The sequence below is a fragment of the Mycetocola zhujimingii genome, from assembly GCF_003065425.1.
Taxonomy (GTDB): domain Bacteria; phylum Actinomycetota; class Actinomycetes; order Actinomycetales; family Microbacteriaceae; genus Mycetocola_A; species Mycetocola_A zhujimingii.
Window position 1 is genome coordinate 1,511,574 of the sequence record NZ_CP026949.1, and the last position, 18,948, is coordinate 1,530,521.

Genomic DNA, 18,948 nt, shown 5'->3' on the forward strand with positions numbered 1-18,948 from the left:
ACGTCCACGTTACAGCCACCGGTGTCAGCCCAGCGCAACCCAGATCAGCAGCATCGTCACGCAGAACCCCGACACGAAGTTGAGGGCGAGAAAGTGTTTCCAGCCCCGGTTCGCAGATTCGGCAGTGGCGTCGGTGATGTTCCAGTACGGAAGGGCGTTGACGATGTACGGCAGGGCCAGCACTCCGGCGAGGGGCCCAGGCCACGGTGTGGCGAGAAGAAGAAGCCCGGCGAGCAGGTACGCGAGAACCGAGAACCGTACCGTCGCTCGGGCGCCGATCTCCGTCGCTATCGAACGGATGCCGCCCTCGCGGTCGGCGAGGACGTCCTGAACGGCACCGAACGCGTGACTCCCGATCCCCCAGAGGAAGAACCCGGCGAGAAGTGCGATGAGCCCGACGTCAGCGAAGGACGCTCCAGCGAGGGCGAGCCCGAAGACGGCCGGACTGACGAAGTGGGTGGACGACGTCAGGGAGTCGAGGAAGGGGATCTCTTTGAACCGGAGACCACGCGCACTGTACGCGATGACGGCGAAGATGCTCACCGCGAGGACCACGGTGGACAACGCGGATCCGACGGCGACGAGGTAGACCAGGAAAGGCAGGTTGGTGATCACGACTGCGATGAGGATCGGCCGGTGGAGGGACCGGTCGAGCACGGCCCCCTCGACGCCGCCCTTGCGCGGGTTCCGCAGGTCGGATTCGTAGTCGAAGACGTCGTTGATGCCATACATGGCCAGGTTGTACGGCACGAGGAAGTAGACGGTGCCGATCCAGAAAACGAGGTCGAGTTCTCGAGTCGACATGAAATACGCGGCGGCGAACGGAAAGGCCGTGTTCACCCAGCTCAGCGGCCGCGATGACAACAGAATGGCTCCGAGGGTCTTCATCGCACCGCCTCCGGCTTCTTGCCAGGGAGCAGCAGCCACAACCCCGGGAGCAGTACGGCAGCCGCTATCGCGTACGCGAAGTCTTCAAGCGGTGCGCGCCCGAGGAAAGCGCCGCTGATGACATCCGGGTTATAACCGAACAGTCCGACGGCGATCATGATGTTGTCGAAAACCGCGGTCAGGATCAGCACGACGACCAGTGTGACAGCCATCCGGGCGAACGGGCGGGAGCCGGGCTTTCGACGTGCTGCGCGGGTGGCAGCGAGAGCACCGATCCCGAGCGCCGGCACGAGGAACACGAGATTGAGCAGCCAGTAGGTCACGAGCGTCCCTCCCGGCGTACCGTGCTGTTGAGCAGCAGAGCCGCTCCAGCGAAGAGGTTCATGGCGAGATAGCACAGCAGGGCCAGGAAAAAGACCTCTTCGAGCGGAAGCTCGGGCGCGAGCAGGATGCCGGTCATGAAGTCCGTCTCGCCGCGGTAGAAGATCGACAGCCCGATTCCCGCGAGATCCCAGGTGAGGAAAAACGCGAGACCGAGGACGAGCACGATACTCGCGCGCCTGGCGTCAGCCCAGAAGAACAGGGTGAAGCGCCGGTCGAGCAGCGCCATGCAGCCGAGTGAGACGAGAAGCGCGCCGATGTAGAGGAACGCCATCAGCGTCGAGCACCGGCGTCACGAGCGCGGTTCACCGCTGGTGATCGCGTGAGCGGTGTCGGCATTGCTTCGGTGCTGGTGTCGCCGCGGAGGCGTTTGATCACGAGCTCGGCGCTGATCAGGCACATCGGCAGGCCGATGCCGGGGATGCTCGAACCACCCGCGTAGAGCAGGCCGTCGACCTTCTTGCTGACGTTGCCCGCGCGGAAGAATGCGCTCTGGGTCAGGATGTGGGCTGGACCAAGCGCCGTTCCCTTCCAGGTGTTGAGATCCGAGGCGAAGTCAGCGGGACCGGTGACCTCGCGGACGAGAACACGGTCGGCCAGGTCGGGCACGCCCGCCCACTCCGCCACCTGCGCAATCGCGTCGTCGGCGATCCGCTGCACAGCGGCATCCGCTCGCCCGCCAATCGTCGGATCGGCTGGGACCGGCACCAGGATGAAGAGGTTCTCGGAGCCCTCTGGCGCGACCGACGGATCTGACGCGCTTGGTTTGCAGACGTACAGGGAGGCCGGTGAGGGAACACTCGTCGGTTCGGTGAAGATCTGCGAGAAGTTGTGTTTCCAGTCGCTCGTGAAGAACAAGCTGTGGTGGTCGAGCTCGGGGAGCGACCCGCTCACGCCGAGGGACACCAGCACTGCGCTCGGCCCCGCAGTCTTCTTCTTCCAGTAGCTCTCGGGGTAGGTCTGGAGCGCCTCAGGCAACAGCCGGGTCTCGCTGTGGTGCAGGTCAGCGGTCGAGACGACGAGGTCAGCGGCGAGCGAGTGGGATTCGCCGGCACTGTCGGTCCAGGTGACTCCCCTTACTGAGGGCTTTCTGCCGGATGCTGCCGCACGCGTGTCGATCGACGTCACCGTCGCATCGGTTCGAATGTCGACCCCCTCGCCGCGGGCAAGGGCCGCGATCGTGTCGATCACCGTGGCGAAGCCCCCGCGCGGGTAGTACACACCGTCCTCGAGGTCGAGGTGGCTCATCAGGTGGTACATGCTCGGCGTCGAGAACGGGCTCGATCCGAGGAAGACCGCCGGGTAACCGAGGATCTGCCGCAGCCTGTCATCGCGGAAGTACCTGGCGGTGAATTTGTCGAGGGACTCGGTGAGCAAACGGACGAGTAGCCGTGTCCGGCGGAGGACGTCACGCCGGAACAGCGGAAGGAACGACTCGAACGTCGAGTAGAGGAAGCGTTTCTTCGCCATCTCGTAGGTGAGCGCCGCGGAATCGAGATAGCGCTCCAGTTCTGCGCCTGCCCCGCTCTCGATGCTCTCGAACAGCGCGACGTTCTCCGCCTTCGACGCCGCGACGGTGACCGGTTCATTCCGGCCCTCGAAGAAGACGCGATAGCCGGGGTCGAGCCGCACGAGGTCGAGTTGCTCGGCTGCGGAGGTGCCGAGCAGCCGGTAGAAGTGGTCGAAGACCTCCGGCATGAGATACCAGCTCGGCCCCGTATCGAAGCGGAAGCCGTCGCGTTCCTGGAGACCCGCCCTGCCGCCGACGTCTCCGCGCTTTTCTAGGAGGGTCACCGCGTAGCCGTCCCGCGCGAGGAGCGCTGACGTGGCCAGGCCCGAGATTCCGCCGCCGATGACGACGGCTGTCTTCGCGCCGGTCACGGGAGCTTTCCAGCGGCAGCACCGGCGGCGAGGCGCAGCTTGACCGGGGTGGGAACCCGGACCCTGGTGTGGCTTAGCGCGCTTGCCGGGGTCTGACGGATCCGTTCGGTGAGCTCGCCGAAGAGCAGCTGCGCGAGCGCGACGGCGCGCCGCGACGATGATGGGAGCTCGCGCAGTGTCGCTGAGGAAATCGCGAGGTCTTCGTCGATGTCTGCAAGAAGCCTGCGCTTGTCGTCCTCCCCGAACGAGGTGAGCTCGACGCCGGGAAAGTAGCTGCGCCCGAGCCCGTCGAAGTCTGCGGAGAGGTCACGCAGGAAATTGACCTTCTGAAACGCGGCGCCGAGGTGGCGCGCTCCGTTGATGAGTCGTGCTTCCTGGTCGTCTGGCACCGTGTGGCCGTGGAGAAATGCGCGGAGGCACATCAGGCCGATGACCTCAGCAGAGCCGTAGACGTACGTCTGGAAGCTCTCCGGGGTATGAGCCGTCCTGGTGCAGTCTGCCCGCATCGACGCGAAGAACGGGCCAGTCAGATCGCGGGAAATCCCGACGGTACGGGCGGTGATGGCGAAGGCGTGGACGACGAGATTGGTGCTGTATCCGGTGGAAACGGCCAGATCGGTTTCCGTTTCGAAAGCATCGAGTCTCGCGGCGACCTCGTCAGGGCTGAGCCCGGCATCCCGTGCCACCCCGTCGACGATCTCGTCGGCCACCCGCACCAGGGCGTAGATGTTTCTCACGTGAACCCTGACATCCGGACCGAGCAGCCGGGATGCCATGCCGAACGACGTCGAGTACCGCTCGATCACGCGGGCGGAGGTCTCAACGGCGACGTCGTCGTAGAGTGCACCTCCGGTAGTAGCCCCGGTGGCCCGGGCGCGTAACGAGGGACGGTTCAACGTACACGCTCCAGAACTCTTCGGACGACGGGCTGAAGCTCGGTTCTCAGAGCGACCGGAATCGCGTCAGACGCCAGGTGCTCCCAGGCGCGGTTGGTGTAATCGGCTGCGAGGCTCTCGGCAAAGCTTCTGGACCCCGAGTCTACGAGGACGTTGCGGATTTGGGTCGCTTCCTCTTCATCGAGGTCCGGTTTGCCGAAGAGGCCGGAGACGGGCTGCCACAGGTCATGGGTGGATGCCCGCGCCGTGATCACGGTCCGCTTGCCTTCCCGCAGGTCGCCGAGCGTGCTTTTGCCCGTCACATCTTCGCGTCCGAACACGCCGAGAATATCGTCCACGATCTGGTAGGCGATCCCGATGTTTCGCCCGAATGCCCCGAGTTGCTCGATCGTCTCGTCAAATGCGCCAGCGAGCACCGCCCCCGACTGCAGCGGAGCTTCGAACGAGTACACGGCCGTCTTCTGGCGCTCCATCTCGACGACGTCGTCGACGCTCGGTTGTTCCGCGAGCAGAGAGAAATCCACATCGGCAAGTTCACCGGCAGCGGATGCCGTGATCGCGTCGTCGAGAAGATCCCTGAGCCTGAGCCTCACGTCATCGGCGGCACCCGTGCGATCCACCAGCCGGTATGCGGCGGAGATGGCCAGGTCGCCCGCGATCACCGCCGCGGACATTCCACGGTGCTCTGCCGACGGAAGCGGCATCCCGGCCGTCGTCGCGATGTCGCGGTAACTGCCGGAGATATTGGCCTGGCCGCGCCTCACGAAGTCCCTGTCGATGACGTCGTCATGGATGATGAGCGCGGTGTGGAGCATTTCGTACGCTGCGGCGAGCTGTGCCACCGCTTCGAGGTCGTTACCGCCGAGAGAGGTGTATGCCACCATGACCATTCGCGGCCGGAACCGTTTGCCACCCGTCGTGTTTCGCTCGATGACGTCCCAGAGCCGTTCGAACCGCTTGCCGTGTTTTCCAGCCTGGCTTCTCGCGAGGCTGAAGTAGCGCTCGAGCGCGACATCGACCTGCCGCGCTCCTCGCCATGGCGCGTCGATGAGCTGGTGCTGGTCCATTCGTCCAACGTACTTGACGGTCTGAATGATCGTCACATACTTTCGGTTGATTTCGGCCAGCCCCCACACTCCCGGCTTGGTCGACCGCGCCACGAGGCACAGAATGGAGCCATGAGTACAACGGTTGAACAGGTTGTCCTGCTTGCTGACGACGGCTCAGCGGCTGGTGTCGCCGATAAGTCGACGGTGCACACCGAAGCGACACCGCTCCACCTCGCGTTCTCCTGCCATGTCTTCGACCAGGCCGGCCGCATCCTGGTGACGCGGCGAGCGCTGACCAAGGTGGCCTGGCCCGGCGTGTGGACAAACTCGTTCTGCGGGCACCCGGCGCCGGAAGAAGACATCAATCGGGCCGTACACCGACGTGCGAGTTACGAACTCGGCGTACGTCTCGACTCCGTCGAACTGGTTCTGCCCGATTTTCGGTACCGTGCCGTCGACGCTTCTGGCATCGTGGAGAACGAGGTATGCCCGGTCTACCGCGCCACGGTCAGCGACGTGGTCGACCCACGGCCCGACGAGGTTGCTGAGTGGATGTGGGTAGACCCTGAACGCCTGGCCACTGCCGTCGAGGCAACCCCGTGGGCCTTCAGCCCGTGGCTTACGCTCCAGCTTCCGCTGCTGGCCGAAGCCGGGTCATGGGCGAGAGGCGTTGACGTCACGCCGACAGCAACCCGATCCTGAACCCGGGAGAAACGCCAACGATCTGGCCCGTTCAGGAGCCGAGAATCAGGCGGCGAAGCGCCGGTTCCGGCTGGCCGTTACGGTCAAGCACTTCGCCGTGCCGATACCGGTCGATCACACGGGGATCGATGTAGCTCGATCGCGCGACGGTCGGCGTGTTACCGAGGGCATCGGCGGTTTCAGCGACGGCAGCGGTGATGATCTTCGCCTGCTGCCGTGCTGATGTGACAACGCCGAAGTCGCGGAGAGCGCGTGCAGCGATGATGCTGCCGTGGAGCGTCCGGAAGTCCTTGGCCGTGAAATCGCCGTTCGTCCGTAACCGGACATAGTCATTCATGTCCTGGGCGCTCAGCGGGCGCCAGTCGCGTCCGTTCTTCCACGCGAGAAGTCGCGCATCCCCGCCCCGGCTCTTCAGCGAACGAATCACCTTCGCCAGGTCGTCATCCGTTGTGTCACTCGACCAGGCTTGCCCGCTCTTGCCCGGGAACTCCAGAGACACCGTTGAGCCGGAGACGGTCGCATGCTCGCACAGCAGAGTTGTGAGGCCGTGGCTGCCATGCTCGAGTGCGAATCGCTCGCTGCCGACGCGCAATCGAGCCGAATCGAGGAGCCTGAAGCCCGTTGCGAGCGCCCGGTCACGGGATCCGGTTGGCCCCCTCAGGTCTTTCGTCACGCTCCTCCGGGCCGACGGCAGTGCTACTGCCAGGTCGAGTGCCCTGTCGAACTTCTGCTTGTCCTGTTTTTGCCGCCAGGCCTCGTGGTACAGATACTGTCGCCTGCCGGCCTGGTCGATGCCGATCGCCTGGATATGGCCATGCGCCTGGGGTGAAATCCACACGTCCGTCCACGCGGGCGGAATCACGAGCGCGGCGATCCGCTCGATGGTCTCGGGATCGTGAACCGGCCGGCCGCTCTCGTCGATGTACCGGAAGCCCGACCTCGTCCGTCGCCGTCCGAGGCCGGGGCCCGAGGTTTGACTCCTGCGAAGGCGCGGTGCCCTGACGCTCAAAGTCCCTTGCCACCGGTGACGGGCAGCACGGCTCCTGACACGTATGAGGCGTCATCAGAGGCGAGGTAGACGTACGCCCCCGCGAGCTCGGCGGGCTGACCGGCGCGACCGATCGGAGTATCCGCGCCAAAGCTCTCCACCTTGTCCGGCCATGAGGTCGCGGGGATGAGGGGGGTCCAGATCGGCCCGGGGGCGACGGCGTTGACCCGGACGCCCTTATCGCCGAGCTGCTGCGCGAGGGCCTTGGTGAACGCCACCTGTGCCGCCTTGGTCATCGCGTAGTCGATGAGTTCCGGTGACGGGTCGAACGCCTGGATCGACGATGTCGTGATGATCGAAGACCCCGGCTTGAGGTGTGGGATAGCCGCGCGCGCCGTCCACATCACCGCGTAGAGGTTCGTCTTGAAGACCCGATCGAACTCCGCAGTTGGCAGGTTCTCAAGCCCTTCGCGGTTCTCCTGGTACGCCGCGTTGAGTACGAGGACATCGAGGCGCCCGAACTCAGCCACGGTGAGTTCGACCATTTCGGTGCAGTACTGTTCATCGCGAGCGTCGCCCGGCAGCAGGAGCGCTCGACGGCCGGCCTTCTCGACCCACTCAGCGGTGTCCTCAGCGTCGTCCTGTTCCTCGGGGAGGTATGAGATGACAACATCGGCACCCTCCCTGGCGAACGCTATGGCGACAGCACGACCGATCCCCGAGTCTCCCCCGGTGATGAGAGCGACGCGGCCGGTCAGCTTTCCCGAACCCGTGTAGGTGTCTTCACCGTGGTCGGGTGCCGGGTCGGTTTTGGAGAGGAGGCCGGGCTGGTCCTGTTCCTGTCGGGGGAAGCCTCCGACGTGGTACTTGGTCCTGGGGTCCGGTGTTGTCGCGTCTGCAGCCACGGCTGACTCTCCTCGATGTGTCGTTGGGTCTCTGTCTGTAGTTGACCCGTCCGGCGACCTGTGCAAATGGGCCGTCGGGCGAGAACTGGCACAAACGATACGCGCGGCGCAATTACAGGCTCAAGGGGTGGCGAAAGCGCCCGCGCCCCGCTACGGTCGGGACGTGCCGCCCCTGGACCTGCGGGCCACGGCGCACAAACCCCGCGGCTCACACGAGGAGAACAACGATGCCCACATCACTGCCGCCCCAGGGACCTTCGCTGTGGCTTGACCGGCGCCACGGCATCGATACAGACCCCTGGCGCGATGGCCTCGAGGCAGACGTCGTCGTGGTTGGAGCCGGGCTCTCCGGCCTCGCCACTGCCCTCGCGGTCGCTGAGCAGGGGCAATCGGTGATCGTGCTCGAGGCGCGATACGTCGGGGCGGTGTCGACCGGAAATACGACCGGGAAGGTGTCGCTGCTGCAGGGATCCCAGCTGTCGAGCCTCGACCGGTCACTTCCGCGCGAGTTGCTCGACGCTTATCTCGCCGCTAACCGTGCCGGACAGGACTGGATCAGGCGCTTCGCCGACGCCGAGGGCGTGCGGCTGGAGTTCAGGGATGCCGTGACGTACGCGTCGACCGACGAGGGCGCGCCCACCATCGAAGCCGAGCTGGACACCGCGTCGTCGCTCGGTCTTGACGTGACGGCGCTTTCGGCACTCGAACTGCCGATCGACATCGCCGCGGCGGTGAGCCTTGGCGGACAGTTCCAGCTGGACGCGGTCGAACTCCTGGCGGCTCTCACCCGCGCGGTTCGGCGGAACGGCGGCATTGTGATCGAGGGTGTCCGCGCCCTCGACGTGGACTCGGGCGGCCCATGCGTGGTGCCGACGGACCGCGGGGAGGTTCGGGGCGACCGGGTTGTACTGGCGACCGGCATGCCGTTCCTCAAGCGGGGAGCACAGTTCGCCACCATTCAGGCGCACAGGTCATATGCCCTCGCCTATCGGTGGGAACAGCCCGAGCTCGGCGGAATGTACCTGTCCGTCGACGAGCCGTCCCGATCCATTCGGGACTGGACACGGCCGGACGGCCGGTACCTGATCGTCGGAGGTAACGACCACAGGGTGGGCACAGGCCAGCCGACGACCGCCAGGGTTGAGGACCTCGCCGGGTGGACGACGGCGACCTTTGGCGGGCTCACCGAAACGCACTCCTGGTCTGCCCAGGATTATCGGGTGTCAGATGGGCTGCCACACTTCGGGCCGATCAGTCCAGGCGAGGACCGGGTCTTCGTCGCCACCGGCTACAACAAATGGGGAATGGCCAACGGTGCTGCCGCCGGGATATCGCTCGCCGCCCAGTTTGCCGGCACCTCCCCCGACTGGGCCACCGCGCTTCGCGGTCGTGTGCCGACGTCGAGCGCAATCCGTACCACTCTCGCCGCCGGTGCAACGGTGGCGAGCGACCTCGCGAAGGGCTGGGTCGGCGCGGAACTGTCGAGCCTTCCCGAAGACGGGCCGGCGGAGGGCGAAGGGGTTGTCGTACGAGACGGGGTCAAACCCGTCGCGGTCTGCCGGGTCGACGGCGTCGTCTCGCGTACCTCAGCCGTTTGTCCTCACCTGGGAGGCATCGTGGCCTGGAACGACGTCGAGAGGTCGTGGGACTGCCCGCTGCACGGGTCGCGGTTCACCGCGACGGGTGACGTGCTCGAGGGCCCATCTGTCACCGGGCTTGCGAGCTGAGTTCGCGGGCTGACGCGGCAGCCGTTATGCGGGCTTCTTCCTGGAAGTCTTCGCCGGCGCTTTCTTTTTCTTGGCGTCGCGCGATTTCTCCACGCTGCGGCGAAGGGCTTCCATCAGGTCGATGACCTCGCCGGTCTCCTCTTCCTTCTCGCTCTCGCCGAAGGTGGCATCCGTATCGAGCGCCTCGCCCTGTTCGAGCTTGGCATCGATGAGCGTTCGCAACTCTCCCTGGTACTCGTCAGAGAATTGCTCGGGTTTGAAGTCATCGGCAAAGCTGTCGACGAGCGCACTCGAGAGTTCGAGTTCCTTCGCTGAGATGCGCACGCGCTCCTTGAGGCTGTCGAAATCCGCCGCGCGGATCTCGTCTCCCCAGAGCAACGTCTGCACCACGAGGACCCCATCGCGGGCACGGAGGGCAGCAAGCCGGGTCTTCTGCCGAAGAGCGAACCGGACGATCGCGGTTCGGTCGGTCGACTCGAGCGTCTTCCTGAGCAGAACGTAGGCCTTCGACGACGTGGAGTCAGGCTCGAGGTAATAGCTGCGGTCAAACATCATCGGATCCACCTGCTCGGTGGGGACGAACTCGACGACCTCGATCTCGCGGCTCTTCTCCTGCGGCAGCGACGCCATGTCCTCTGCGGTGAGGACGACGGTGCGTTCCCCGTCGTCATAGGCCTTGTCGATGTTCTCGTACTTGACGATCTTGCCGCATACCTCACACCGGCGCTGATAGCGGATGCGACCGCCGTCCTTATCGTGGACCTGGTGCAGGGGGATGTCGTGGTCTTCCGTGGCGCTGTAGACCTTCACCGGCACGTTGACGAGGCCAAAGGTGATGGCACCCTTCCAGATTGCTCTCATGCTTTCAGTGAACACCGTTTCCCGGGCGTTCGCCACCGCTTGACCAGCGCTTGACACCGCAGCGGCGGGTGAGGCAGCGCCTCAGGTGGCCGCGCCTGTGTCCGGGGCTGGCGTCGAGACGTGCCTCACAACGAGCGGAAGGAAAAGCCCGAAGACGACGAGTATCACCGTGAGGATGCCAGCCGCGACCAGGCCGGCCGTCCGGCCGACGACGAAGTCGAAGATCAGCATGGCGGTGCCGACGGTCGCGACCGAAACTCCGAAGATGACGGCGCGGACCATGGCATGCCCTATTGACACCGTGAAGCTCTTGAGCCTCTGCCGGAAGAGTACCCGGTGGAGGCTCACCGGCAGCAGGCACAGCACCGTGGTGAGGATCGACGCCGAGACCAGTGCCAGGTAAAGGATGCGCTGGAACTCGTCGAGTTCGGTGAACCGCGGCTGGAAGGCGATGGCCAGCAGGAATGCGGTCAGGATTTGAGTGCCCGCCTGGAGGACCCGGAGCTCCTGGAGCAGGTCAAGCCAGTTGCGGTCAGCGCGCTCCTCGTCACTTTCGTCGCGCCCGTTGCCGCCGGCATCCCGCCGGGCTTCGCTGTGTTCGTCAGTCATCGCCGTCGATTCCTTTCGTCGGGCTCTTGTTCCGACGTTGCACCAAGCCTAGGGTTTCACTCAAGCGGCAGTTCGGTCGCAAACCCCACGGAAGGAGCAGCCCATGGCGAACCTGACAGACAACGACGGTGACATCATCGTTCCGGATGACGAAGAGCTCGCTGTACTCCCCGACGAGGATGATGACCCGTTTGAGGAGTTCGATGGCCTCGATGAAGAGCGCCCGATTGATGACACCGACCCGGATCTGGATGGCGTAGTGCGGCCTGAAGACCTGTAGGGCGGAGCCGAGCACTCGGCCACCGATGGAATACCACCGACGAAACCCCAACGACGAAACGCGGACCCGAAAGGGTCCGCGTTTCGCGTGTGTGACAGGGTGCTTGGCTACTGGTACGCCGGAACGACTCCGTGGCGGGCGTCGCCCACCTTGTGGACCCGCAGGTCGTTCGTCGATCCGGGGATTCCGGGAGGGGAACCCGAGATGACGACGACCTTGTCACCGACCTTGGCCTTGTTGAGGCCCAGGAGGATGTCGTCGACCTGGCTGAACATGGCATCCGTGTGGGTCACGCGGTCGACCAGGAATGCTTCGACACCCCAGTTCAGCTGCATGCGGCGGCGGATGCCTTCATCCGGCGTCATTCCGAGCACGGGGATCTGCGTACGAAGGCGTGCCATCCGGCGTACCGAGTCGCCGGACTCCGTGAACACGACGAGGAACTTGGCCTCGACGAAGTCAGCGACCTCGCTCGCGGCGAGCGTGATCGCACCGCCCTGGGTGCGCGGCTTGGTACCGAGCGGAGCAATGCGCTCGAGGCCGTGCTCCTCGGTCGACTCGATGATGCGCGCCATGGTCTGGACGGTGATCACCGGGTACTGGCCGACGCTTGTCTCACCGCTGAGCATGACGGCGTCTGCACCGTCGAGAACGGCGTTCGCGACGTCGGAGGTTTCCGCGCGGGTCGGGATCGGGCTTGAGATCATCGACTCGAGCATCTGCGTCGCGACGATGACCGGCTTTGCCATCCGCCGGCAGAGTTCAACGGCGCGCTTCTGCACGATCGGCACAGCTTCGAGGGGAAGCTCGACACCGAGGTCGCCTCGCGCGACCATGATGCCGTCGAAGGCTTCGATGATCTCTTCGAGGTGATCGACCGCCTGAGGCTTCTCGATCTTGGCAATGACCGGAAGGCGCTTGCCCTCCTCATCCATGATTTCGTGGACGCGTGTGATGTCTTCGGCGTTGCGCACGAACGAGAGCGCGATGAAGTCTGCGCCGAGCTTGAGGCCCCAGCGGAGATCCGCCTCGTCCTTCTCGCTCAGGGCGGGAACGTTGACAGCAACACCGGGGAGGTTGATGCCCTTGTTGTTGGAGACAGCGCCGGCGACGACGACCTCGGTTGTGACGACGACGCCGTCGGTCTCGAGGACCTTCACCTTGACCTTGCCGTCGTCGATGAGAAGGAAGTCACCTGGCTTCACGTCGTCCGGCAGACCCTTGAACGTCGTTCCGCACAGATCCTTGGTTCCGAGAACGTCCTCGGTGGTGATCTTGAAGATGTCGCCCTTGGCGAGGTGGTGCGGTCCGCTCTCGAACTTGCCGAGCCGGATCTTCGGCCCCTGCAGGTCGACGAGCACGGCCACGGGCTCGCCCGCGTCCGCTGCGGCCCTGCGCACGTTCGCGTAAACACCCTCGTGGACGTCGTAGGTGCCGTGGCTGAGGTTCATCCTCGCAACGTTGACGCCTGCGTCGATGATTGCCCGAATATCCTCATAGCTGGCGGTTGCCGGCCCGAGGGTAGCGACGATTTTAGCTCGTCTCATACTTGTCGTTCTCCGTGCTTCTGCGCATGCGCGCTGTTGCGGGGTTGTCTTGGCGGGAAAAAAGATGCGGACCGGACACGCGGTCCAAGTCTAGAGCGCTATGGCTCGATCGGTAGGGCGTACCGGTGCGGGGAGGTCGCTCTCCCCTTCGAGGTACTTGTCTACGGCAGCGGCAGCGGCGCGGCCCTCGGCGATTGCCCAGACAATGAGCGACTGGCCGCGGCCGGCATCACCGGCAACGAAGACACCCGGCTCACTCGTTGCGTACTCGCTGCTGCGCTCCACGTTGCCGCGACCGTCAAAAGGAACGCCGAGCTGGGCGGTGAGGTCGTGCGACTCGGGCCCGGTGAAGCCCAGTGCGAGGAGCACGAGGTCGGCGGGGATCTCCCGTTCGGTGCCGCTCTTCGGCACCCGGCGCCCGTCGACGAATTCCGTCTCAGCGACGCGGATGGCACGAACCTCGCCGGACTCGTTGCCGAGGAACTCGACGGTGGACACCAGGTACTGGCGTTCGCCGCCCTCTTCGTGTGCGCTCGACACTTCGAACAGGGTCGGCGTCATCGGCCACGGCTGGGCGTCGGTGCGCGCGGTCGGTGGCTGGGTACCGATCGCGAGGTTTGTCACGCTTGCCGCGCCCTGGCGGTGGGCTGTTCCGATGCAGTCAGCGCCGGTGTCGCCACCACCGAGGACGACGACGTGCTTGTCTTCCGCGACGATCTGGCCTGGGACGTCGTCGCCGGCGCCAGCCTTGTTCTGCTGCACGAGGTAGTCCATGGCGAAGTGAACGCCGTTGAGGTCTCTACCAGGGATGGGAAGATCGCGCGGAACCATGGCACCGGTCGCGATCACGACGGCGTCATACCGCGAACGCAGCGCGTCCCAGCTGATGTCGACACCGATGTTGACCCCGGCCCTGAACCGGGTTCCCTCGTCGGCCATCTGCTTGAGGCGAGCGTCGATGTGCCTCTTCTCCATTTTGAAGTCGGGGATGCCGTAACGAAGCAGTCCACCGATCCTGTCATCGCGCTCGTAGACGGCCACCGTGTGCCCGGCGCGCGTGAGCTGCTGCGCAGCCGCAAGACCGGCCGGTCCCGATCCGACCACCGCTACTGTTTTGCCGGTGAGGCTCTCCGGCGGGTGAGAGTCGACCCAGCCGTTGGCGAAGGCCTGGTCGATGATCGACACCTCGACCTGCTTGATCGTCACCGCGGGCTGGTTGATACCGAGCACGCAGGCGCTCTCGCACGGTGCAGGGCAGAGCCGGCCCGTGAATTCGGGGAAGTTGTTTGTGGCGTGCAGACGTTCGATGGCCTGCCTGCCGTCTCCACGCCAGGCGAGGTCGTTCCACTCGGGGATCAGGTTGCCGAGCGGGCATCCCTGGTGGCAGAACGGCACGCCACAGTCCATGCAACGACCGGCCTGCCGGCGAAGCTGTGTCGGATCGCCCTCCTCGTAGACCTCTTTCCAATCCATCAACCGGATCGGGACGGGCCTGCGCTTGGGGAGTTCGCGCTCTGTGACCTTCAGGAAGCCTTTCGGATCAGCCACCGGTAACCTCCAGGATTCGGCCCCAGACGACGTCGCCGTCGGGATCGAGTCCCTCGGCAACGGCGTCCTGGCGCGTGCGCAGGACAGCTGCGTAGTCGCGGGGCAATACTTTGACAAATTCCGAGAGACCCGATTCGCCGTCGGCGAGGAGCTGGGCCGCACGGGGTGAACCGGTTTCGGCGAGGTGGCGTTCGAGCAGGTCGCGGACGATCTCGATGTCTGCGCTGCCGAGCGGAGACAGAGTCAGCTCGCCGGCAGCCAGGGCTTCACGGTTCACCTTCTCCGGGGTGAGGCGGTGAACGTATGCTGTACCGCCGGACATGCCGGCGCCCAGGTTCCGCCCCGTCTCGCCGAGAATTACCGCGAGCCCGCCCGTCATGTACTCAAGCGCGTGATCGCCAGCACCTTCGACGACGGCAGTGGCCCCGGAGTTCCGTACGAGGAATCGTTCACCGACGATGCCGGACAGGAACATCGTGCCCTGCGTGGCCCCGTAACCGATGACGTTCCCGGCGATGACATTTTCCTCTGACGGGAACGTGCTTCCCTTCGGCGGGAAGATCACGATCTCGCCGCCGGAGAGGCCCTTGCCGACGTAGTCGTTGGACTCCCCCTCGAGACGCAGGGTGATGCCGCTCGGCAGGAAAGCGCCGAACGACTGGCCGGCCGAGCCCCGCAGCCTGACCTGGATCGAGCCGGACGGGAGTCCGTTCTCTCCGTGTCGGACGGTGACCTCGTGGCCGAGCATTGTTCCGACTGCCCGCTCGGTGTTGCGGATGGTCCGCTCGATCGAGACGGTTCCACCGTGCTCGAGCACGTTGCGGCTCTCCGCGATGAGCGAGACGTCGAAGTGCTTGTCGAGTTCGTGCTCCTGGTTGCGGGCGTGTGTCCGCGGCTCGGAAGCGTCGAACGCGGGGCCGACGAGGATCGGCTCCAGGTTGAGACCCGACGCCTTCCAGTGCTGGATCGCCGTGTTGGTGTCGATGAGCTCGTTGTGCCCGATCGCCTCCTGCAGGGTCCTGAAACCAAGCGCGGCGAGGTACTCGCGCACTTCCTCCGCGATGAACTGGAAGAAGTTGACGACGAACTCCGGCTTGCCCGTGAACCGGTCGCGCAGAACGGGGTTCTGGGTTGCAACGCCGACGGGGCAGGTGTCGAGGTGGCAGACGCGCATCATGACGCAGCCCGAAACGACGAGCGGGGCCGTGGCGAAACCGAACTCTTCAGCACCGAGCAGCGCGCCGATGATGACGTCGCGGCCGGTCTTCAGCTGGCCGTCGACCTGAACCACAACGCGGTCGCGCATGCCGTTGAGCATGAGCGTCTGCTGGGTTTCGGCGAGGCCGAGTTCCCACGGGGTTCCGGCGTGCTTGAGCGAGTTCAGCGGACTCGCGCCGGTACCCCCGTCATGCCCAGACACCAGGATGACGTCGGAGAGCGCCTTGGCGACACCGGCGGCTACGGCGCCGATGCCCGACTGGCTCACGAGCTTGGTGTGGATCCGTGCCGACGGGTTGGCCCGCTTGAGGTCGAAGATGAGCTGCTTGAGGTCTTCGATCGAGTAGATGTCGTGGTGCGGCGGCGGTGAGATCAGTCCGACGCCAGCCGTGGCGTGGCGGGTACGGGCGACCCACGGGTAGACCTTCGTCGGCGGCAGCTGCCCGCCCTCTCCCGGCTTTGCACCCTGGGCGAGCTTGATCTGGATGTCATCGGCGTGGGTGAGGTACATGCTCGTGACACCGAACCGACCCGAAGCGACCTGCTTGATGGCGCTGCGGCGCTCGGGGTCGAGCAGCCGGTCGGTGTCCTCGCCGCCCTCACCGGTGTTGCTCTTGGCGCCGAGGCGGTTCATCGCGATCGCGAGTGTCTCGTGCGCCTCAGCGGAGATCGAGCCATAGCTCATCGCTCCCGTCGAGAACCGCTTGACGATCGACTCGACAGATTCCACCTCGTCGAGAGGGATGGGGTGACGTGCTTCCGTCTTGAGCCGGAACAGGCCGCGAAGCGTCATCAGGCTCTCGGCCTGGTCGTCGACGAGTTTGGTGTAGTCGCGGAAGATGTCGTAACGCCTCGTGCGCGTTGAGTGCTGGAGGCGGAAGATCGTGTCCGGGTTGAACAGGTGGGGAGAACCGTCACGACGCCAGGCGTACTCGCCACCGGTCTCCAGCCGCTCGTGCGAAATCTTGGCGGTGTTGAGGGGGTACGCCGCCTCGTGTCGCTTGAGGTTCTCGGTCTGGATCACGTCGATGCCGACGCCACCCAGTGTCGATTCTGTTCCGGTGAAGTACCGGTCGACGAATTCCTGGCTGAGGCCGACCGCTTCGAAGCACTGGGCACCAGCGTACGACGACACCGTTGAGATCCCCATCTTCGACATGATCTTGAGCACGCCCTTGCCGAGCGCATAGATGACGTTGCGCACTGCCTGTTCGGCGGTGATTCCGGTGATCGTGCCGCTGCGGACGAGGTCCTCGCAGGTCTCCATCGCGAGGTAGGGGTTGACGGCGGACGCGCCATAACCGATGAGAGTCGCGACGTGGTGCACCTCGCGGACGTCACCCGCCTCGACGACGATCCCGACCTTGAGCCGGTTTTGCGCGCGGATGAGGTGGTGGTGGACCGCGGCGACGAGCAGAAGTGACGGGATCGGTGCGAGGTCTTTGTTGGAATCGCGGTCGCTCAGCACGATGAAGTAGGCACCGGCGGCGATGGCCTCATCGACCTCAGCGCAAATGGCGTCGATGCGGTCGCGAAGCGCGTCGGGGCCCTCGTCGAAGCGGTAGAGGCCCCTGATCGTCGTGGTGGTGCGCGAACCATGGCGCGGGTCGATGTGCTGGATCTTGGCCAGCTCATCGTTGTCGATCACCGGGAAGTCGAGAACGACCTGTTTGGCGTGCTCGGGGCCAGCGCTCAGCAGGTTCCGCTCCGGGCCGAGCCCGAGCTTGAGAGAGGTGACGACCTCTTCACGGATGGAGTCGAGCGGCGGGTTGGTCACCTGCGCGAACTGCTGGGTGAAGTAGTCGAAGAGCAGCCTCGGGCGAGCGGACAGAGCGGCAATCGGTGTGTCCGAACCCATGGCACCGAGCGGCTCTGCACCGTTCTGGCCCATCGGTTTCAGCAGGATGCGCACTTCTTCCTCCGTGTAACCGAAGGTGCGCTGGCGGCGGGTCACCGACGCCGGAGTGTGCACGATGTGCTCGCGCTCCGGCAGGTCGCTGAGGTTGATGCGCCCCGCGTCGAGCCACGTGCCCCACGGCTGTGACGCCGCGAGTGTCGCCTTGATCTCTTCGTCCTCGATGAGGCGCTGCGCCTCGGTGTCGACGAGGAACATCTTGCCGGGGCGGAGCCTGCCCTTGCGCTTGACCCGCTCCGGTGCGATGTCGAGCACGCCGATCTCACTGCCGAGCACGATGAGTCCGTCTGTGGTCTCGAGCCAGCGCCCCGGGCGAAGCCCATTGCGGTCGAGGGTTGCGCCGACGAGGGTCCCGTCGGTGAATGTGAGCGCGGCTGGTCCGTCCCACGGCTCCATCTGCATCGAGTTGAACTCGTAGAAGTCCCTGAGATCCTGTGGCAGCCCGGTCTGCTTCTCCCAGGCCTCCGGCACCATCATCATCATGGCGTGCGGGAGTGTCCGGCCGGTGAGCGTGAGCAGCTCGAGCACCTCGTCAAAGGATGCGGAGTCGCTCGCGCCGGGCGTGATGATGGGAAGCAGGGGTCGGATGTCGCCGAGCAGTTCGCTCTCGAGCTGCGACTGGCGCGCACGCATCCAGTTGCGGTTGCCCTCGACGGTGTTGATCTCGCCGTTGTGCGCCATCATCCGCAACGGCTGCGCGAGCGGCCACGACGGGAACGTGTTGGTGGAATAGCGGGAGTGGACGATGGCCAGCTTCGATGCGAAGCGCTCGTCGCTGAGGTCGGGGTAGAACGGTTCGAGCTGGAGCGTCGTGACCATTCCCTTGTAGACCATCGTGCGGCAGGACAGGGAGATGAAGTATGCGTTGAGCTCCCGCTCGGCACGCTTGCGAAGCCGGAACGCCTGGCGATCGAGCGCGATCCCACTGACCGGGTCACCGGCATCCGTTGTCGCTGTACTCGACACGAAGAGCTGCTCGAATGCGGGCATGGCTGCAAGAGCGAGCTTGCCGAGGTGCGTGGAGTCGACGGGCACCTGGCGCCAGCCGAGAACCCTGAGGCTCTCGCTCGACGCGATCTCCTCGATGCTCGCCTTCAGCGCGGCGCGCTCGGCCTCGTCACGCGGCAGGAACGCCATTCCGACCGCGTACTCACCTGCTTCGGGGAGTTCGAACTCGGCCACCGCGCGCAGGAAATCGTCGGGGATCTGCGTCAGGATGCCTGCGCCGTCTCCGGTGCCCGCATCGGAGCCAATGGCACCACGGTGCTCGAGGTTACGCAGCGCATCGAGGGCCGACACGATGATGTCGTGGCCGGCGGTTCCTCGAAGCGTTGCGACCATGGCGAGGCCACAGGCGTCCTTCTCGCGACGCGGGTTATAGAGTCCCTGCGCCTCTGGCACGAGGCTGAACTGTGAAAAGGTGGGCCGTGGCTCCATCGATTACCGTCCTAAAGATTGCGCGGGACACCGGTGGCCCTGAATATCTGAGCGCGTCGCCGCCCGACATTGGGCTGAGTGCCTATCGAGCACTCGCGGGCGATCGCGTGGGGGTT

At 65.2% G+C, this 18,948-nt stretch carries 16 protein-coding genes; 3 read left to right on the top strand and 13 right to left on the bottom strand.

The genetic code is table 11. The features are described 5' to 3' along the window. Positions 1-24 precede the first annotated feature (24 nt). The 6 genes from C3E77_RS07165 to C3E77_RS07190 are packed head-to-tail and all read right to left on the bottom strand — an operon-like array spanning position 25 to position 5,206. Positions 25-888: a prenyltransferase gene (locus tag C3E77_RS07165; protein WP_108391002.1), complete on the bottom strand. Its 864-nt coding sequence runs from the start codon at positions 886-888 to the stop codon at positions 25-27. Then, a complete protein-coding gene (locus tag C3E77_RS07170; RefSeq protein ID WP_108391003.1) occupies positions 885-1,211 on the bottom strand; it encodes a lycopene cyclase domain-containing protein in 327 nt (108 codons plus the stop codon). The genes C3E77_RS07165 and C3E77_RS07170 overlap by 4 nt, the downstream gene beginning before the upstream one ends. After that, a complete protein-coding gene (locus C3E77_RS07175; RefSeq protein ID WP_108391004.1) occupies positions 1,208-1,543 on the bottom strand; it encodes a lycopene cyclase domain-containing protein in 336 nt (111 codons plus the stop codon). The genes C3E77_RS07170 and C3E77_RS07175 overlap by 4 nt, the downstream gene beginning before the upstream one ends. After that, the gene (crtI, locus tag C3E77_RS07180; RefSeq protein ID WP_108391005.1) at positions 1,543-3,150 is read right to left on the bottom strand and encodes a phytoene desaturase family protein; all 1,608 of its coding nucleotides are present in this window, start codon (positions 3,148-3,150) and stop codon (positions 1,543-1,545) included. Before crtI ends, C3E77_RS07175 begins: the two co-directional genes overlap by 1 nt. Continuing rightward, positions 3,147-4,046 (bottom strand): phytoene/squalene synthase family protein, encoded by a 900-nt coding sequence (locus C3E77_RS07185; RefSeq protein WP_234031332.1) that lies wholly within the window; start codon positions 4,044-4,046, stop codon positions 3,147-3,149. Before C3E77_RS07185 ends, crtI begins: the two co-directional genes overlap by 4 nt. Further along, on the bottom strand, positions 4,043-5,206 hold the full coding sequence (locus tag C3E77_RS07190; RefSeq protein WP_232528779.1) for a polyprenyl synthetase family protein: 1,164 nt from the start codon (positions 5,204-5,206) through the stop codon (positions 4,043-4,045). The genes C3E77_RS07185 and C3E77_RS07190 overlap by 4 nt, the downstream gene beginning before the upstream one ends. A gap of 18 nt (positions 5,207-5,224) precedes the next feature. Here C3E77_RS07190 and idi point away from each other — a divergent pair, with 18 nt between their 5' ends. Beyond that, positions 5,225-5,797 (top strand): isopentenyl-diphosphate Delta-isomerase, encoded by a 573-nt coding sequence (gene idi / locus C3E77_RS07195; RefSeq protein ID WP_108391006.1) that lies wholly within the window; start codon positions 5,225-5,227, stop codon positions 5,795-5,797. A gap of 31 nt (positions 5,798-5,828) precedes the next feature. On the opposite strand, the gene C3E77_RS07200 is transcribed toward idi, so the two are convergent. Both C3E77_RS07200 and C3E77_RS07205 read right to left on the bottom strand, forming a co-directional pair. Further along, positions 5,829-6,806: a DNA topoisomerase IB gene (locus C3E77_RS07200; protein ID WP_108391007.1), complete on the bottom strand. Its 978-nt coding sequence runs from the start codon at positions 6,804-6,806 to the stop codon at positions 5,829-5,831. Continuing rightward, positions 6,803-7,690 carry an SDR family oxidoreductase gene (locus C3E77_RS07205; RefSeq protein WP_108391008.1) on the bottom strand — a complete coding sequence of 296 codons (888 nt, stop codon included), beginning with the start codon at positions 7,688-7,690 and terminating at the stop codon, positions 6,803-6,805. Before C3E77_RS07205 ends, C3E77_RS07200 begins: the two co-directional genes overlap by 4 nt. A gap of 227 nt (positions 7,691-7,917) precedes the next feature. Here C3E77_RS07205 and C3E77_RS07210 point away from each other — a divergent pair, with 227 nt between their 5' ends. Beyond that, positions 7,918-9,417, top strand: a complete 1,500-nt coding sequence (locus C3E77_RS07210) for an FAD-dependent oxidoreductase (RefSeq protein WP_108391009.1) — start codon at positions 7,918-7,920, stop codon at positions 9,415-9,417. A gap of 24 nt (positions 9,418-9,441) precedes the next feature. Here the strand turns inward: C3E77_RS07210 and ku are convergent, their stop codons facing one another. After that, positions 9,442-10,278, bottom strand: coding sequence for a non-homologous end joining protein Ku (ku, locus tag C3E77_RS07215; RefSeq protein WP_108391010.1), 837 nt, complete (start codon positions 10,276-10,278; stop codon positions 9,442-9,444). 81 nt (positions 10,279-10,359) lie between these two features. Next, positions 10,360-10,887, bottom strand: coding sequence for a DUF6328 family protein (locus tag C3E77_RS07220; protein ID WP_108391011.1), 528 nt, complete (start codon positions 10,885-10,887; stop codon positions 10,360-10,362). A 103-nt stretch (positions 10,888-10,990) separates the two neighbouring features. Between C3E77_RS07220 and C3E77_RS15395 the strand changes: the two genes are divergently transcribed. Then, the gene (locus C3E77_RS15395) at positions 10,991-11,167 is read left to right on the top strand and encodes a hypothetical protein (protein WP_162924940.1); all 177 of its coding nucleotides are present in this window, start codon (positions 10,991-10,993) and stop codon (positions 11,165-11,167) included. A 107-nt stretch (positions 11,168-11,274) separates the two neighbouring features. On the opposite strand, the gene pyk is transcribed toward C3E77_RS15395, so the two are convergent. The 3 genes from pyk to gltB form a co-directional block, all read right to left on the bottom strand. After that, positions 11,275-12,714 (bottom strand): pyruvate kinase, encoded by a 1,440-nt coding sequence (gene pyk, locus C3E77_RS07225; protein WP_108391012.1) that lies wholly within the window; start codon positions 12,712-12,714, stop codon positions 11,275-11,277. Between the two features lie 90 nt (positions 12,715-12,804). Next, positions 12,805-14,262: a glutamate synthase subunit beta gene (locus tag C3E77_RS07230; protein ID WP_108391013.1), complete on the bottom strand. Its 1,458-nt coding sequence runs from the start codon at positions 14,260-14,262 to the stop codon at positions 12,805-12,807. Further along, positions 14,255-18,832: a glutamate synthase large subunit gene (gene gltB / locus C3E77_RS07235; protein ID WP_108391014.1), complete on the bottom strand. Its 4,578-nt coding sequence runs from the start codon at positions 18,830-18,832 to the stop codon at positions 14,255-14,257. Before gltB ends, C3E77_RS07230 begins: the two co-directional genes overlap by 8 nt. Positions 18,833-18,948: the final 116 nt, after the last annotated feature.

Excerpts from the sequence above, each read along its gene's own strand:
- C3E77_RS07220 (WP_108391011.1), bottom strand. The coding sequence starts at position 10,887 with ATGACTGACGAACACAGCGAAGCCCGGCGGGATGCCGGCGGCAACGGG.
- gltB (WP_108391014.1), bottom strand. The coding sequence starts at position 18,832 with ATGGAGCCACGGCCCACCTTTTCACAGTTCAGCCTCGTGCCAGAGGCG.
- ku (WP_108391010.1), bottom strand. The coding sequence starts at position 10,278 with ATGAGAGCAATCTGGAAGGGTGCCATCACCTTTGGCCTCGTCAACGTG.
- C3E77_RS15395 (WP_162924940.1), top strand. The coding sequence starts at position 10,991 with ATGGCGAACCTGACAGACAACGACGGTGACATCATCGTTCCGGATGAC.
- C3E77_RS07210 (WP_108391009.1), top strand. The coding sequence starts at position 7,918 with ATGCCCACATCACTGCCGCCCCAGGGACCTTCGCTGTGGCTTGACCGG.
- idi (WP_108391006.1), top strand. The coding sequence starts at position 5,225 with ATGAGTACAACGGTTGAACAGGTTGTCCTGCTTGCTGACGACGGCTCA.
- pyk (WP_108391012.1), bottom strand. The coding sequence starts at position 12,714 with ATGAGACGAGCTAAAATCGTCGCTACCCTCGGGCCGGCAACCGCCAGC.
- C3E77_RS07175 (WP_108391004.1), bottom strand. The coding sequence starts at position 1,543 with ATGGCGTTCCTCTACATCGGCGCGCTTCTCGTCTCACTCGGCTGCATG.
- C3E77_RS07165 (WP_108391002.1), bottom strand. The coding sequence starts at position 888 with ATGAAGACCCTCGGAGCCATTCTGTTGTCATCGCGGCCGCTGAGCTGG.